Annotated in this window: 16 protein-coding genes; 2 read left to right on the forward strand and 14 right to left on the reverse strand. The window is 39.9% G+C overall.

Features of this window, described 5'->3' with window-relative positions:
* Nucleotides 1-229: 229 nt before the first annotated feature.
* From AQ505_RS17725 to AQ505_RS17775, 11 genes are all read right to left on the reverse strand, one after another.
* A complete protein-coding gene (locus tag AQ505_RS17725) occupies nucleotides 230-1,456 on the reverse strand; it encodes a M56 family metallopeptidase (RefSeq protein WP_062549403.1) in 1,227 nt (408 codons plus the stop codon).
* Between the two features lie 4 nt (nucleotides 1,457-1,460).
* Nucleotides 1,461-1,829: a BlaI/MecI/CopY family transcriptional regulator gene (locus AQ505_RS17730; protein ID WP_062549404.1), complete on the reverse strand. Its 369-nt coding sequence runs from the start codon at nucleotides 1,827-1,829 to the stop codon at nucleotides 1,461-1,463.
* 86 nt (nucleotides 1,830-1,915) lie between these two features.
* Nucleotides 1,916-2,668, reverse strand: coding sequence for a metallophosphoesterase family protein (locus AQ505_RS17735; protein WP_062549405.1), 753 nt, complete (start codon nucleotides 2,666-2,668; stop codon nucleotides 1,916-1,918).
* Between the two features lie 103 nt (nucleotides 2,669-2,771).
* The gene (locus tag AQ505_RS17740) at nucleotides 2,772-3,446 is read right to left on the reverse strand and encodes a PAS domain-containing protein (RefSeq protein WP_062549406.1); all 675 of its coding nucleotides are present in this window, start codon (nucleotides 3,444-3,446) and stop codon (nucleotides 2,772-2,774) included.
* Nucleotides 3,447-3,527: 81 nt separating this feature from the next.
* Nucleotides 3,528-4,406 (reverse strand): universal stress protein, encoded by an 879-nt coding sequence (locus AQ505_RS17745; protein ID WP_062549407.1) that lies wholly within the window; start codon nucleotides 4,404-4,406, stop codon nucleotides 3,528-3,530.
* 197 nt (nucleotides 4,407-4,603) lie between these two features.
* Nucleotides 4,604-5,587 (reverse strand): class 1b ribonucleoside-diphosphate reductase subunit beta, encoded by a 984-nt coding sequence (gene nrdF, locus AQ505_RS17750; RefSeq protein WP_062549408.1) that lies wholly within the window; start codon nucleotides 5,585-5,587, stop codon nucleotides 4,604-4,606.
* A 37-nt stretch (nucleotides 5,588-5,624) separates the two neighbouring features.
* Nucleotides 5,625-7,715, reverse strand: a complete 2,091-nt coding sequence (gene nrdE, locus AQ505_RS17755) for a class 1b ribonucleoside-diphosphate reductase subunit alpha (protein WP_062549409.1) — start codon at nucleotides 7,713-7,715, stop codon at nucleotides 5,625-5,627.
* A gap of 5 nt (nucleotides 7,716-7,720) precedes the next feature.
* Nucleotides 7,721-8,083 carry a class Ib ribonucleoside-diphosphate reductase assembly flavoprotein NrdI gene (nrdI, locus tag AQ505_RS17760; protein WP_062549410.1) on the reverse strand — a complete coding sequence of 121 codons (363 nt, stop codon included), beginning with the start codon at nucleotides 8,081-8,083 and terminating at the stop codon, nucleotides 7,721-7,723.
* Between the two features lie 13 nt (nucleotides 8,084-8,096).
* Nucleotides 8,097-8,336: a thioredoxin family protein gene (locus AQ505_RS17765; RefSeq protein ID WP_062551093.1), complete on the reverse strand. Its 240-nt coding sequence runs from the start codon at nucleotides 8,334-8,336 to the stop codon at nucleotides 8,097-8,099.
* Nucleotides 8,337-8,657: 321 nt separating this feature from the next.
* Entirely contained in the window at nucleotides 8,658-8,933 is a 276-nt protein-coding gene (locus tag AQ505_RS17770) for a hypothetical protein (RefSeq protein WP_062549411.1), read from the reverse strand.
* Between the two features lie 449 nt (nucleotides 8,934-9,382).
* The gene (locus tag AQ505_RS17775; protein ID WP_062549412.1) at nucleotides 9,383-10,465 is read right to left on the reverse strand and encodes a calcium:proton antiporter; all 1,083 of its coding nucleotides are present in this window, start codon (nucleotides 10,463-10,465) and stop codon (nucleotides 9,383-9,385) included.
* Between the two features lie 177 nt (nucleotides 10,466-10,642).
* On the opposite strand from AQ505_RS17775, the gene AQ505_RS17780 reads away from it, so the two are divergent.
* Entirely contained in the window at nucleotides 10,643-11,086 is a 444-nt protein-coding gene (locus AQ505_RS17780) for a DUF1842 domain-containing protein (RefSeq protein ID WP_062549413.1), read from the forward strand.
* A 209-nt stretch (nucleotides 11,087-11,295) separates the two neighbouring features.
* The gene (locus AQ505_RS17785; protein WP_062549414.1) at nucleotides 11,296-13,275 is read left to right on the forward strand and encodes a PAS domain-containing sensor histidine kinase; all 1,980 of its coding nucleotides are present in this window, start codon (nucleotides 11,296-11,298) and stop codon (nucleotides 13,273-13,275) included.
* 26 nt (nucleotides 13,276-13,301) lie between these two features.
* Here AQ505_RS17785 and AQ505_RS17790 read toward each other — a convergent pair whose 3' ends face one another.
* From AQ505_RS17790 to AQ505_RS17800, 3 genes are all read right to left on the reverse strand, one after another.
* Nucleotides 13,302-13,826 (reverse strand): OmpA family protein, encoded by a 525-nt coding sequence (locus tag AQ505_RS17790; RefSeq protein ID WP_062549415.1) that lies wholly within the window; start codon nucleotides 13,824-13,826, stop codon nucleotides 13,302-13,304.
* A 182-nt stretch (nucleotides 13,827-14,008) separates the two neighbouring features.
* Nucleotides 14,009-14,902: a hypothetical protein gene (locus AQ505_RS17795; protein WP_062549416.1), complete on the reverse strand. Its 894-nt coding sequence runs from the start codon at nucleotides 14,900-14,902 to the stop codon at nucleotides 14,009-14,011.
* A 105-nt stretch (nucleotides 14,903-15,007) separates the two neighbouring features.
* A complete protein-coding gene (locus tag AQ505_RS17800) occupies nucleotides 15,008-15,319 on the reverse strand; it encodes a hypothetical protein (protein WP_062549417.1) in 312 nt (103 codons plus the stop codon).
* Nucleotides 15,320-15,413: the final 94 nt, after the last annotated feature.

A 15,413-nucleotide genomic window follows, 5' to 3' on the forward strand; every position in this document is an offset into this window, starting at 1 on the left:
ATAGGCTCAAACATACAACTAAGTTAATAGTTATACAACTAATCAAGTAGTTTTATTACTAATTGCTTAGTTTCAAAACCAAGTAATCAGTTCTTCTACTAAAGAACAAGCTAAAATCACAAAACAATCAATGGATAGCATATCCACAACAGATACCCAGCATTTCAGCTACCGATGTCCAGCCCATCCACAACATTAACCAACCAGCCTGCCACATCCCAACAAACAATCAACGTTTAAAATTCAGTCTAATATCATGCTTAATCCTAACAGGAGTACCATTTTGCTTTCCAGGAATCCAATTTGGAGAGTTGCTGATCACCCGTATTGCTTCTTTATCTAACGCAGGACTGATCCCCTTTTTTACTACAACTTCCGTAATGGCCCCATCTTTTTCCACTACAAAAGAGACGATTACGCTACCTTCCAATCCTTTGTTAAACTCCGCTTTCGGGTATTTGGTCTCTGCAATCAGATATCCTGTAAATTTGGATAATCCACCTGGAAATTCCGCTCCATAATTATCTGCATCTTTTCCTTTCTGCTCATTTTCCTTTTCTCCATCATCTTGTTTTACATTATCTTCTTTTCCAAATTCAGCAGGAGCAGTTTTCTCTTTCAGCCGACTCGCAATCTTAACCTGGCTTTTAGTCTCTTTTATGGCGGAAGAAAAGAATAGCAAACTGGAAAGCAAGGGAACCAGCCATAGGTATTTCCATAAAGCTCGTTTGTCAGATCTTTCTCTCTGCAGCATGAGTAGTCTCTTTTTAATCTCCGACTGGCGGAGAAAAGAGTTTGTCAGATCCGGACTTAAGCCCATCGCTTTATGCAGTAACAGCAATGCGTAATTCCTTTTACTGCCTTCAAACTCGGCCGCAGCCTCATCTGCCAGGTACTCATGGATATTTTTAATGCTTGACTTGTATAAATAAATAACCGGGTTAAACCATAGCAGCACTGCTGCAAGCTCCATCAATAAAACATCTATGCTATGAAATTGCCGAATATGAACTTCTTCATGTCGGTTAATCATTTCAAAATCCGGGAGCGCAGAATCTATCCGCTTAAAACCGAAAAAAGAAAAGGCCTGCCCTGTTTGAGGATTCTCCAACCTACTTTTCAGGATCCACAATTTATACAGGAACCATAGCATCGAAAGCATTGCCCCAAGAAAATACAGTCTATAAGTCCATTGCATCCAGTCGAAATCTGTGCCTGCTCCAACCCTGCCTTGTACTACTACATCCAACATTTTTGATTGCAGCTCCCTACTGACCGAACTTCTGCTCAGCCATTCAAAACGAAGAATTGCTGAGAAAAGCGCAAAACACAGGGTACTGATCAGGTATACCCTATTCCATAAGAAAAATGTTTCCTTGTAAAGGAACAGTCTATAAAATGAATAAAAAACAAGGAGGCAAAAATTGCTTTGGAACAAGAAGACGGCTAAACTCATCAGGCTAATCTTTGATATGGTCTATAATTTTCAGGAGTTCATCTACTTCCTTCTTATTCATTTTCTGCTCCTTCATGAAAAAAGAAAACATATCCTGAATAGAATTCTCAAAATAATCCGTCAGCAATTTCTGGGCTTGATAGCGGGTATAGTCGACTTTACTAATGAGTGGAAAATATCGGTGTGTTCTACCGAAAGCTTCATAACCAATTAAACCTTTTCCTTCCAGAATCCTGATGATGGTAGATGTGGTGTTATAAGCAGGCTTAGGCTCTGGCAATTCCGCAATCAACTCTTTTACAAATGCTTTATCCAGCTTCCAAAGCAGCTGCATCAGCTGTTCTTCTGCTTTTGTCAAGTCCTTAACTTCCATTTTGATGAATTAGCAAACGAGTAAACTTATGTTTAAAGTTATAACTAATTTCTTAGGTACAAGATATATCCCTAAGAAATTTTCGCTTAAGCGTGTTCTTTTTCAAAGAAATCTGCATAAAAATCAGGGATCGGGCTATTGCGAATTCCTACAATGGTTTCTTCCATTGGGTAGGCTACTTTTCGAATCACAGGTTTCAAAGCCTGAATTCCAGAAATACCGGCGATACTTTCTAATTGCAGGTAAGCTGCTTTTCTGTCTTTTTCTTTTGAACGGCCTACAGATCCTGCATTGATCATTAATTTCGGTTGCTGGTTATTGGATCCTGGCAGATACCGGAGGTAAGAAAGGTGGGTATGTCCTGATAGGATGACATCCACCTGCTCCTGCTCAAACAGCTGGCGAAGCCTGCTTTCATCGGCATCTTCATAAAGATACTCTTCATTGCTATTAGGGCTGCCGTGAACCAATAAAATATGCAAACCTTGCAGTTCAATTTTCAGTGTGGCAGGTAATGTGGACAAAAAAGCTTTGTTGGCGGCTGTAATGTCCTGCTTTGTAAAATTAATTGCGGCTAAACGTGCTTTTTGTTCTGCTAAACTGTGTTTGGAGAGTGAATGAACTGGATGATCAAAAGCGATGCGCTCATCGTGGTTCCCCATAATGGTAGGAATATTCAGTTCTTGAATCAATTCAATTACTTCATTATGCCATGGTGCAGCATCGGTTAAATCTCCAAGGCAATAGACCTGATCTGGTTTAAATGAGCCTATATCTTCTAATACTGCTTTTAGGGCTGGTAAGTTGGCATGTATGTCGCTAATGATGGCTATTTTCATTGGAGTACTGTAGCTGATTTCTATTGAATTGCAATAGCATAAAGATCGTCTTGAAGGGCAATTCAATTGTTGTACTATTCAGGGAAAAGTTGGTATAAATGAATTAACCTGCGTCTAAATCCTGTTCATTGCGGATTTTATGTACAAAACCCGCAAGTTCCCTTGTATAGTTATCCAGCATAATTGCCGATTCCTTGATCCCTTCGACAATAATTTTCAGGTCTTCGGGAGAATTACGGGAATCGTCAATCAAATCAGATAAACCCAGAATTTTCACCACTGGCTGCCTTAATTCATGAGAAATTTTAAACAGCATCTCTTCCATAGCATTGACTTGACCTTCTCTATCTTTTTCTTCTTTTTCTTTTCGTTCAGAAATGAGTGTCCTTAAAGAAAGGTATTGCACCGGTTTGCCCACTGAGTCTTTAATGGGTACAATCACACTGTCTACCCAGTAATAGCTGCCGTCTTTGGCTTGATTTTTTATCTCTCCATGCCATACTTGTCCTTTTCCGATTGTAGTCCACATCTTTTTAAGGAATTCTTTGGGATGAAAGCCGGAATTGATGATGCGGTGATTTTGACCTAACAACTCTTGTCTGCTAAATTTGGAAACCTCACAAAACCGTTGATTCACATGTATAATCGTCCCCTTCACATCTGTAATAGAGGAAATTATACTGGTATCTACAGCTTGCTGATACGCCATCAGTAGCGGAATCAATCGTTCCTGAGCACCATTTACCGTATAAACTTCATTCCTCTTTATTATTCCCATAAGCGCTCAAATTTACGGTTTACCCCTGTTTTCCGGGCAATAAAAAGTAAATTAAGCACACTCAGTTAAATTCCGATCGCCCTAAAGTACAGTATGCGTTTCTGGTGGAAATACCAATAAAGGTAATTTTGTATCAACAGCCATTCTTTGTGTATGACTACCTTCAAATAACCTCTTGATAAAATTATGTTTGCGATGAACCATAGCCAGCATGTCTATATCTACATGATCAGTTAGCCAGTTTAAACCTTCATCGATTCCCATATCTTTCACATGACGGTAATATACTTTATGGTAATGTACTTTACAGGTTACTTCATTTAGAAAGTCGTCAATTTTCTTTTGATCAACGTCAGGATTAAAATCATCCTTACTGATATGCACAATTAGAATTTCCGCATTAAAAGGTCGGGCAAAGATGGCCAGCGAATGAATTAATTCCAGGTCTCCTGCTGTTAAATCTGTCGCAAATGCGATTCTTTTAAAGGGTTTAAACTCCGTTCCCGGTGGAATTAATAAAATGGGCAGGCTACTGTTGGCGATTAAATCCCTGCTGGTACTTCCCAGGAACAATTTATTCAGGCCACTTGCGCCAGAGGTCCCCATCACCACCAGATTAATTTCCTCTTTTTCTGTTATCATCCTGATCACCTCAGGTACAGTTCCTACTTCGGACAGCACCTCTAATGGCGGACATATCCCGGAAGCAATTCCGGCATCTTTAACTGGTTTCTGCAGTTTTTCCGAAAGTTTTTTCAGTTCCCGATCGGCGTCTTTTTTCAAAGTACCCAGGTCCATTAGAGGCCAGGCTACCTGCGGCGACATTCGCGCTGCTGCCGGCACCATAATAGCATTACAAAGTTTAAGACCTGCTTTTATATGCTTTCCAAGTTCAAAAGCATAAAATGCAGCATGATCTGCATTAGGAGAAAAATCAGTAGGAATCAAAATAGTTTTCATCGCGCTTATTTTAGTTGATCTTTAACTAAGGTCTGAAATCCTTTCTTAAAGAAATATGATATCTATCATACTAAACACTGATACTGAGCCTATTTGTTTTAAAAAAGAAATCCTGTCTTCGTCAGGTCGTTAAAAACCAACAAAGACAGGATCGTATTTTGTATAAAAAACGGGGATATTTCCCTTTGAGCAATGGTTTAGAAAACCGGTTCTGCTGCTACCTGGAAATCTTCATCTCTCAGGTGGACCACTTCCATACTTTTTTCATAGTTTGTTGACTTCTTAGAGAAGAAATCATGCTGTGTAGTTTCGCCGTTCAATCCATTTAATACTATAGAATTTACTGCTTTCACTTCAAACAGCTCTTCAAAACCAAGGTTCATCATTGCTTTATTGGCATTATACCGCACATATTCTTTTACATCCGCAGTTAATCCAACTTCGGTATACAACTCATCCGTATACTTCAATTCATTTTCATAAAGCTCCATCAAAAGATCAATCAGTTCTTGTTTACTTTTTTCCGGATTTGGTAGTTTTTTATAAAGATCCTGTGCCAGCAGACCTACAAATACACCGTGGATAGACTCATCGGCTACAATTTTTTTAATGATATCTGCACTGGCTACCATCTGACCTTGTCCTGCCAACCATAATGGCATAAAGAATCCACTATAGAATAAGAAAGATTCCAGCAATACCGATGCAGCAAGTCCCATAAATAAGGTTTCATCACTTACTTTGTTTGCATCCAGATTCCTGTAATATTTGTCAATAGTGGAAGCTTTATATTGTAACAGCTTGTTATTTTCCACCCATTCAAACAGTTCATTGATTTCTGCGGTACTATTTACTGTGGTAAAAATCGTTGAGTAAGATTTGGCATGAATGGCCTCCATCATACACATAAAGGACAATACCGCTTTATTTTGCAATCCGTCGATATGGTCTAACAATTTAGGCATTCCAGTATGGCTTTGCAGGGTATCTAACAAAGTAAGGCCACCCAATGCTTTTTTATAAGCCTCCTGGATTTCAGGGCTCAAAGACTTCCAGCTGTCAATATCTTTAGAAGGAATATATTCAGTATCCACCCAAAACTGACGAAGATTTTGCTCCCAGAACATTCCTGCGTAATCATTTTCAGGTGTATTCCAGTTTACTGCTTTATATGAACTCATTTATATAATTTAATAAGGTAATTAATTAAGTCGGGGGTTAAACCGAGCAGGAAACACATTCATCAATAGAGGCTTTACGCGTCCTGGTATAATACAGGGATTTCAGTCCCATTTTATGCGCATAGATATAGTATTTAGCGATATCACGCGTACTGTCTTTCGTATTGGTATGCAAAATCGTTGAAATCCCCTGATCCACATGCTTTTGAATGACCGAAATCAGGCGCAACACGTTCTTCTGATCCATATCATAAGCAGATTTATAGAAGAAATAATTGTCGTTATCCAGGTAAGGCATTGGGTAATAGGTGGTACTATCACCATACTCTCTTACTTCAATCACATCCACTACCGGCATTACAGACGCGGTTGCATTCATGATATAAGAGGTAGATTGATTCGGTGCAATGGCCAGACGGTAAGCATGGTAAAGACCATGGATTTTCACCTGGTTCATCAGTTCCGTCCAATCTGCAACCGTAGGAATCGCCATTCCTTCGAATAAACCAGCAATTTTATCGCTTACCGGTGCAATGTCTTTGCTCAGGTAAGGCTGGAAATAATTACCATTTGCATATTCTGATTGCTCAAAGCCTACAAACGTCTCTTTTTTCTCTTTTGCGATTTCCATTGAACTTTGAATAGAATAGAAATTGACCATCATAAAGAACACATTACAGAAGTCCAGTGCTGCTGCACTTTCATACATAATAAAGTTTTTGGTCAGGAAGCCATGTAAGTTCATCGCACCAAGACCTACGCTGTGTAGTTCTTTATTTGCTTTCTGTACAGAAGGCACCATGGCAATATTGGTCAGGTCAGAAACTACGGTTAAAGAGCGCATTGCTGTTGCTACTGCTTCTTTGATTCTTTTATTTTCCATTACCGTGGCAATGTTCAATGAGCCGAGGTTACAGGAAATTCCGTAACGGATGGTATCTTCTTTGCCATAGATCTCGATATCTGAAACTTCGGAGATCTGCATGATTTCGGTACAAAGGTTAGAGAACTTCACATTTCCAAGTTCCTTTAAAGCATGTCCTCTATTGGCGTTTCCTTTGAAGAACAGGTATGGGTAACCGCTTTCTTTTTGGGTCTGAGCAATTTTCACCATCAAATGACGGGCATTGATCTTTTTCTTTTTCACCAAAGGATTGGTCACCAACTCCTCATACATCTCGTTCATGTCCAATTCATCCAGATATTTACCATATTGTTTATATACCGTATGAGGATAGAATAAGTAGCATGCTTCATCATTTTCTGCAAGTTCCATGAACTTATCAGGCACAATCACCCCTATGGAAAGGGATTTGATGCGGACTTTCTCATCCACATTGATTTTTTTACAATCCAGAAACTCTTCAATATCTGTGTGGAAGATGTTTAAGTATACTGCTCCAGCACCAGGGCGCTGCCCTAATTGGTTGGCATACGAAAAAGTATCTTCCAGAATTTTCATGATTGGCAATACACCTCCTGCACGACCTTCAACATCTTTGATCGACTCCCCTCTTGCACGTACTTTAGAGATGTTAAAAGAAACACCGCCACCGATTGAAGAAAGTTTCATTGCTGAATCAATAGCATATCCGATACCATTCAGGTTGTCACCGATTTCGTCCAAAAAGCAGGAAACCAATTCACCTGAGCGTTTTTTACCTGAGTTTAAGAAAGTAGGTGTTGCCGGTTGATACTCTTGATTGATCAGCAATTCTGCATATTGTTTGGCTTGAGGTACATCGCCTCTGGCCAGAAATAAAGCCACTGCGACCACGCGATCTTCATAACGTTCCAGGAATTTCTCCCCGCTATCGTCTCTTAGTGCATAACTTTGAAAAAACTTAAAAGCACTCATGAAGGATTGGAACCTGAATTTCTTGGCAAAAACCAGATCGTATACTTCTTCCATCTGTTCAAATGTATACCATTGATAAAAATCAATGTAATACTCCTGTTCTATCAGATAATCGATCTTCTCTTTTAGCGTATAAAAGAAAACCGTATTTTTATTTACATAGTCCAAAAAGTAAGAACGAACTGCTTCCTTGTCTTTGCTAAGGCTGAATTCGTCGTCTTTTTTAACCATGATCTCGTTGTTCAACAAGATCCATTTTTTAGTTACCATATCTTTTAGCCTTCTATATTGTCTATAAATTGTTGAATATCATCTGCGGTTCCTGAGAGTTCAAACTGCATTAAAACAGGCAGCTGAAACAAGGCAGAGATTTTTTTTGCAGCGAGGGCATAATTAGGGCCCCAGTTTTTATTCCCGCTGGAGGTAATAGATTTGATCCTGCCGCTATTTTCCTCCAGGAAACGCAACGTGGAGGCTGGGATTTCGCCAAAACCTGTAGTATAGGTAATCAGATGTCCTTCCTCTAAGGGGGCAGACACCTGATCAATCTTTTGAATATTCCAGTCGCGCTGTAACTTTAAGCGGTTCACAAACCGTTCTACATTACCGGTTTTACTGTCATAATAAATGCAGGTCATCGCAGCAGCAAGATTAAACGGCTAATGCGGCTAATTCTTCCGGTTTATAACCGATCACTCTTGCCATTTCCTGTTCTGCTTCCATTAGAATCACCGTAGGTACAGAACGTACTCTGAATTGCATGGCCAGTTCAGGTTGATTGAAAGGATTAATGGTTTCGTATACCACTCCTTTTCTATCCAGATATTCCGAGACCATATTACATGGGCTACAATCTTCTTTTTCGAATTTGATGATTCTTTTAGTACTCATTTCGTAGGATTTTGTTTGTAAAACAGGCCTCATGCAGGCCTGATGATCGAATTCAAAAATGGCAAATATTATCTGGAAAGACTCTAAACTGTTATCCACATTCGGTGGAAAAACAACTGAAATTTATGACAGATGAGGTACTGATAAAGTCGCAAAAATGATTACACTATATAGGGGTTATTCCGTAACCCATTCTTATCAAGTTTATTGAGTAAAATAATAGGATAAAGGAAAGCGTTTCGGCTATAAAAAAAGCTATACATTGAGCGAGATGGCCCTGTGTATAGCTGATCTGGAAATGACAAAATTCTGTCTTGAAAACTATTCTGTTTCTTCTTCCTCTTCTAAATAGATTTCATGAACCAGGAATTTAACTTTTTCCATAGTTTCTAGTAAATCTTCTATGTCTTCAGAAAGGATATGATGGATAAGGTCGCCGGTTTCTGGAATTTCCGAATTTGGAATTAATTCAAAAGCTTCGATACTGCCGCTCAAATTAAGGTTTACAATTTTCACATAATTAACCCCGTTATCGATCCAATCTTTCAGAATATTGGCGTCGAACTCTACATATCCTTCTATGTTTACCTTTTTCATAATGGTAAAGCTAAGGATAATTCGGGATTATCCTTTTAAAGGAAGTTTCATCACTCCTATTCCGGGCTTAATATTGACGAAAAGCAACATTCATTATTATGAACACCTGATTTAGATTTAGATTTAGAAAAAAAACCAGGAAGTGGTCGGGAAGTGGTCGGGAAGAGAAGGGCCTTATAATAGGGACTCCGTAGGGTTCCGATAGGGTCCACGTAGAATTGCCATAGTCTCTGCTATCCAGACCCTATCCGAACTCCTTCCTCCGGCTAAAAAAAATCAGGTCTCTTCCCGAGCACATCCTAGCCCCAACCGGAAGGAAATTATCAATATAAATACATCCAGCAGCCAAGATACGGACCTAAAAAAAGCCGACCATTCGGTCAGCTTCAGAACAAAGTAATTTTAAACCATTGCGGAAATTAAATCCGCTTTGCTGGTATTTAGTTAAACTAAGGTGCAACGATGGTAAATAGGTATACTGCAAAAATTACCAGCAATACAATTCCCTGCAGAATATTTGTTCGGCCGGTAGCTAATGACATCATAATCGTAAACAAAGACAGGAGTAATAATACGGTTGATTTCATATCGACTCCCAGAGTGATGGTCATTCCGGTGACCATTGAAACGATCGCAACTGCAGGAATAGTTAAACCAATACTGGCTAATGCAGAACCCATTGCCAGGTTCAGACTGGTTTGTAAACGGTTCTTTTTTGCGGCACGATAGGCGGCAAGACCTTCTGGCAAAAGCACCACTGCGGCAATAATTACGCCCACCAGAGATTTAGGTGCTCCTGCATTGACTACTGCCAGCTCAATATCTGGAGCAAGCGCTTTAGCCAGGAGTACCACGATACCTAAGCAGACTAATAATAACAGCGCACTCCATAGGGCTACACTTTTAGTTGGCGGCTCCGCATGTACATCTTCATCTCCATCGGCTTCCGGAGGAAGGAAAAAGTCGCGGTGTCTAACCGTCTGCACCAAGACAAAAGTGCCATATAAAACCAGGGAAACGATCGCTACAAAACCTAGCTGTGCCGAGGTATACACCGGACCAACGGTACTAGTTGTATAATTAGGAAGGATCAGGGTAAGGACTAAAATCGCGGTAAGGGCGATTAACGCGGCACTTACGCCTTGTGCACTAAAAACCTGCTCTTTAAATCGGGCACCGCCCACCACTAAACAGAGTCCAATCATTCCGGTTAAAATAATCATTACTGCAGCTAGCACCGTATCACGGGCTAAGGCAGTAGTTTCGGGACCTCCCGTTAACATGAGGGATACAATCAGGGCAACTTCTATGACCGTAATGGCCAGCGCCAATAATAATGTTCCATAAGGTTCACCAACTCTGTGGGCAACTACTTCGGCATGATGTACCGCAGCAAGCACACTACCGATTAATACTGCAGCAAGTACAAAAGAATATAGGTTTCCCAATTCTAATGACATTCCAAAATAAGCAATCCAGGCTAGAATGGGAATAACAATGGTCCATAAAGGAAGAGGTAACTTTTTTTTCATAGTAAAAGATATTTATTTAGAACCAAAAAAATCAATAATTGTTTAAATTAGCTGCATTTAGTCGTTCTATTTAAATTAGAACCGGGTATTTATACCTGTTTTTTCATTAGGGTATTTACACGCTTATAGAAACTGCAAAGTACAGGTACTTTAGAGGTATACAAATATCAACCTCCAATGATAGCCGAAACAGTACCTTTCGAACCCCTAAATTTACGAATCCTCAGTGAAGGGTTATTCCAACCTGTGCTTCATTTAAATCTGCAGCACCAAGCCAGCGGCAGGATTTCCGGGACGGCAATCATCACTATAAAAGAACTGACCGGCCCACTTAACCTCAGCTTTAAAGTGGTTGGAAATTACCAGCAGCAACTTGCAAACGTATCTATACAGCTCAAAGGTCATAAGTTGATGGATAGCGCCCAGAATCCCTGCTTATTTTTGAATTTAGAGATGAATTCTGAATATACCACAGGAATTTGCAATTATCAGTATCACAGTGAAATCAGCAAAAATGTGAGTAACGCAACCGTATCCAGTATACTATTTGCCACTACCCCATCAAAAAAACCTTTTAGAATGGCTGATCTTCCTCAAAATAATCATTACGCTCTATTGTGATCAAATACTGTTCAAATAGTAATTGATTTGATAACTGGCAGTCCCCCACCTGCCAGTTTTTTTTAAAAAAACAATTGACCTGCTATATTCTATAGAGAAAAATAGGTCATTAAATTCCCGAAAATGTATATTTTTTGTATAATTTCATTATAAAGCCCCACTAGAATTATATATATTTAAGTTTTTGCAGCCCCCTTAATCATTTTTATATGCTTCCAGATCCAAGCCCAAAATCGAACTATACTCATTATTTAGAAGGTGGAGGAGAAATGGGGCAGTTGATTCGGGATTATGACTGGTCAAAAACTGCTATAGGCGCTCCGGAACAATGGTCGCAAAGTTTATTAACCACCATTAGTCTGATCATCAGCTCCCGTTTTCCGATGTTTTTATGGTGGGGAGACGAGTTGCTGCAGTTTTATAATGATGCTTACCGGAAAAGTCTGGGCAATGATGGGAAACATCCCGCCGCCCTCGGACAATGTGGTGCAGATTGCTGGCCGGAAATCTGGCCTACCGTTCAGCCGATGATTGATCAGGCGCTTGCTGGTGGTGCTGCCACCTGGTGTGAAGATATATTGCTTCCAATTTTCAGAAATAACCAGATAGAGAACGTATACTGGACCTTTAGTTTTAGCAAAGTGAAAGATGCACCAGGAAAAACCGGCGGTGTACTGGTCATCTGCTCAGAAACTACAGAAAAAGTTAATGCCGATCAGAAGATGGAAAAGACACTGGCAGAACTCGCTGATCGTGAATCAAAAATCAGGTATATGCTGCAGGATGCCCCCGTTTCCATTGCGATGTTTACAGGTTACAATTTCATTATTGAATCGGCAAATAAACAGGCTCTGAAAGAATGGGGTAAAGGTGAAGAGGTTATTGGCAAGCCATTGGTACATGTTTCGCCAGAACTAAACGGGCAGCCATTTCTTAAATTATTGAAAGATGTAATGGACACCGGAATACCTTATTATGGAAATGAAGTTCGTGGCTTATTGAAGCAGCAGTATAAACTGGAAGAGTTTTATGCCAATTTCGTTTATCAGCCGATGAAGGATGAAAATGGTAAAACCAAAAGCATTTTAATGGTGGCCAATGTGATTACTGAGCAGGTAGCTGCAAGAAAAAAAGTGGAACAAGCAGAAGAAATGCTGCGTTTATCTATCGAATCTGCAAATGTAGGCACCTGGAGGCTGGATATTGAAAGCAATACTTTTATTGCTTCTCCGCGGATGAAAGAGTTGTTTGGTTATTCTGCCGAAGAGGAAGTGACATTGGCTGATACACTTAACCAGGTGCATGAAGATTACCGTCAGCAAGTTGCTGATGCGATCATCAAATCTATAGCAAGCGGAAAAGATTTTAGTGTGGAGCACCCGGTTTTGGGTCGGGACCATCAAAATATCCGATGGGTTAGGGCTTTGGGTCGAATTTATTCTATGGAAGCTGGTCATCCTGCTCATTTTTCAGGTATGATGTTAGATATTACGGAACAAAAGCAGGACGAGATCCGAAAAAACGACTTCATTGGAATGGTGAGTCATGAGTTGAAAACCCCGCTGACTTCTTTAAATGGATATCTTCAATTGATGATGCTCAAGTTAAAAGAGCCAAATGGTGATTTTATGGCTTCCTGTTTAAAAAAAGCGAATGTACAGGTCAAAAAAATGAGCAGCATGATCAATGGCTTCCTGAATTTATCGAGGTTGGAATCCGGAAAAATACATTTGAATATGGAACATTTTGACCTTGGTCAATTGATCAGAGAAACAATTGAAGAGACAAATCCGACCTTGCACCAGCATACCATTTCCTTAAATACTTGTGCTGAAATTACTGTGCATGCGGATCGTGATAAAATCGGATCTGTGGTTTCCAATTTATTGAGTAATGCGGTGAAATATTCGCCAAAAGGAAAAAAAATAGAGGTGAATTGCCAGGTGACGGATTTAGCCGCTCAAATTAGCATTAGGGATGAAGGGATGGGAATTAAACCCCAATCTTTAGAGAAGCTATTTGAACGTTTCTTTCGGGTAGAAACGAAACATACGGAAAACATTTCCGGCTTTGGCATTGGATTGTACCTCTGTTCGGAGATATTGGAGCACCACAAGGGTAAAATATGGGTGGAGAGTGAGGTTGGTGTGGGCTCTACTTTTCATTTCAGCCTTCCACGAGGGACCTAACTCACGCTCCTACCCTTAAAAAAAAACTATTTTGTTTTAAATTCTACGCGACGGTTTAACGCTCTTCCTTCTTCAGTAGCATTTGAAGTTACTGGATTTGTTGCGCCATGTCCTTTGATTTTTAATTTACTACCACTGATACCTGCATTCACCAAATAAGATTTTACTGCATTGGCACGGTCTACTGATAGAGACATGTTGTGTGCAGCAGATCCTTCAGTAGAGGAGTTACCGTGGATAGTTAGCACCACATCTGGTGATTTTTTCATTTGACTCACTACCTGATCCAGAATCTCAAAAGAAGCCGTTTTTAATACATCTGAATTGAATTCAAACTGTACATTACTGAAATTAAAACTTGCTTTTTCTTCAGGAGCAGGTGCTTCTTTTTCTTCTACTGGCGCAGGAGCCGGTTTTTCTACAGGTGCAGGAGCTGGTTTTTCTACAGGTGCAGTCGGTTTTGCGACTAATTTTTTAGTCTTACAAGCTTGCATCGAAAGGGTCAACAACCCAATCGCAACGATTAGTGTGCGTGTTCTTAAAATTTTCATTTGTGTTTTTATGTTTGTTAAAAATAAAAATTATTATCCAATGATTAAGGAATAAAACGAATTAGTTACGGTAATAGTGTTAGGCGCAACAATTTCCGGGATCAAATGGTATGGATCAGCGGCTGAAGCAGGTGGTCAGTCCATCAGAGAAAGTCATGGGGGCTGGCCCACTGAACAAATAACTACTTTTTCCCGCGTAAAATCCCACTGGAAATACCAAAACGAAGGTAGCTATACTTATCCCTATAATATATATTATAGGGATCTTCGCCATAATACCCTGCAGCCATCATAAGGTAGGCATTGTTCATAAAGGGAAAACTATAATGGAAAGAAAGCTCTGAGTTGAGTCTTTTTTTGATGGCAGTAAATTGATATGCTGTCATCGGGTTCAGTGCGTAATTAATTTCTGCATTTAGCCTCCACTGTTCTTTTGCGGGTTGATAATTCCTTAAAGAGAAGTTGTAGATCAACCTGCTAAATCCATAGTCGTGCTCCAGAGCCTTTTCGTAGCTAAACCATTTATGCCATTCAAAACCGACTTCATGATTTAAGGAATAATATCCCTTTGCTTTTTGCTTATTGACATCTCTTCCGAAATGATAGGCTAAGGTCAGGTAGTTCGTTGTAAAATTACCATTAATTGTATTGATGCTGCCATCCGGGTTTAGGGCCTCTCCGTCTTGTCCGTTAGAATGATGGGTAAACTTTAAAGTGGCATATTTATAATCGGGGATAGACCTGTCCAGCCTCACAAACAAGGTTCCTCCAAGTCTGAAACTGGGTGTCCGCACTCCTGCCGATTTTTCATCTCTGACCCGAACGGTGAAATCGGGCACTACAGCAAAGGCAATAGGCAGTTTTTCTGTAGCGAGCAGCATATAGGTGGTGGTCACCCTTCCGTTGATCACATATTTACTTGGAGCTCCTATTTCTCCTTTTGGAGAGATATAAGAAAGTTCCGCATTCTCCTTGTAGAGCTGTATAAAATCGTTATTTATTTCCTGTTGATTTTGAGCCTTAGCAGATGCGATACTAAAGCCATATACCAGTAAGATGATGCGTAGAATTTTCATTTGGAGCCTTTAGCATAGATACGCATCGAGCCTTTAAAAAGTTTCATTCTCCGAAAAAAAACAAATAGGATCAGTACCTGAATATTAATCCGGTTTCAGCCTCGATTAGTCTCGGTTAAAAGCATTGAGTGTGGCGGTTTTCCACCTCACATAGCCTAGTTTATCGCATTGTCTGGCTACTTCAGCGATGGCTGATTCCGGTACATCATTGACGATTTTCCAGCGAACCCCCTGCTTGCTATTGTAACCGATATAGATCACAATATCTTCAAATAAGGGCTCCATGAGCTCAAGATCTTTGAGGTGTAAATCCTGAAGTTCCCTGGCTAGCAGCACCAGCTGGTCATTCATTACTTTTACTAAAGGGTCTGCCGGTTTAATTTCCGGTTCTGCAATTGGAAGTACGGTTATGGTCATACGCTTGTTCAATCTAGGATCCTCTCTATTATCTGCCAGTCATAAATTCTGCAGACAAATGAAATACTACAAATATTAGCAAATATAAAAATTA

Source organism: Pedobacter sp. PACM 27299 (assembly GCF_001412655.1).
Taxonomy (GTDB): domain Bacteria; phylum Bacteroidota; class Bacteroidia; order Sphingobacteriales; family Sphingobacteriaceae; genus Pedobacter.

What these genes read in the sequence shown, in the direction of transcription:
- AQ505_RS17725 (WP_062549403.1), bottom strand. Translation starts at nt 1,456, where the DNA reads ATGAGTTTAGCCGTCTTCTTGTTCCAAAGCAATTTTTGCCTCCTTGTT.
- AQ505_RS17730 (WP_062549404.1), bottom strand. Translation starts at nt 1,829, where the DNA reads ATGGAAGTTAAGGACTTGACAAAAGCAGAAGAACAGCTGATGCAGCTG.
- AQ505_RS17735 (WP_062549405.1), bottom strand. Translation starts at nt 2,668, where the DNA reads ATGAAAATAGCCATCATTAGCGACATACATGCCAACTTACCAGCCCTA.
- AQ505_RS17740 (WP_062549406.1), bottom strand. Translation starts at nt 3,446, where the DNA reads ATGGGAATAATAAAGAGGAATGAAGTTTATACGGTAAATGGTGCTCAG.
- AQ505_RS17745 (WP_062549407.1), bottom strand. Translation starts at nt 4,406, where the DNA reads ATGAAAACTATTTTGATTCCTACTGATTTTTCTCCTAATGCAGATCAT.
- nrdF (WP_062549408.1), bottom strand. Translation starts at nt 5,587, where the DNA reads ATGAGTTCATATAAAGCAGTAAACTGGAATACACCTGAAAATGATTAC.
- nrdE (WP_062549409.1), bottom strand. Translation starts at nt 7,715, where the DNA reads ATGGTAACTAAAAAATGGATCTTGTTGAACAACGAGATCATGGTTAAA.
- nrdI (WP_062549410.1), bottom strand. Translation starts at nt 8,083, where the DNA reads ATGACCTGCATTTATTATGACAGTAAAACCGGTAATGTAGAACGGTTT.
- AQ505_RS17765 (WP_062551093.1), bottom strand. Translation starts at nt 8,336, where the DNA reads ATGAGTACTAAAAGAATCATCAAATTCGAAAAAGAAGATTGTAGCCCA.
- AQ505_RS17770 (WP_062549411.1), bottom strand. Translation starts at nt 8,933, where the DNA reads ATGAAAAAGGTAAACATAGAAGGATATGTAGAGTTCGACGCCAATATT.
- AQ505_RS17775 (WP_062549412.1), bottom strand. Translation starts at nt 10,465, where the DNA reads ATGAAAAAAAAGTTACCTCTTCCTTTATGGACCATTGTTATTCCCATT.
- AQ505_RS17780 (WP_062549413.1), top strand. Translation starts at nt 10,643, where the DNA reads ATGATAGCCGAAACAGTACCTTTCGAACCCCTAAATTTACGAATCCTC.
- AQ505_RS17785 (WP_062549414.1), top strand. Translation starts at nt 11,296, where the DNA reads ATGCTTCCAGATCCAAGCCCAAAATCGAACTATACTCATTATTTAGAA.
- AQ505_RS17790 (WP_062549415.1), bottom strand. Translation starts at nt 13,826, where the DNA reads ATGAAAATTTTAAGAACACGCACACTAATCGTTGCGATTGGGTTGTTG.
- AQ505_RS17795 (WP_062549416.1), bottom strand. Translation starts at nt 14,902, where the DNA reads ATGAAAATTCTACGCATCATCTTACTGGTATATGGCTTTAGTATCGCA.
- AQ505_RS17800 (WP_062549417.1), bottom strand. Translation starts at nt 15,319, where the DNA reads ATGACCATAACCGTACTTCCAATTGCAGAACCGGAAATTAAACCGGCA.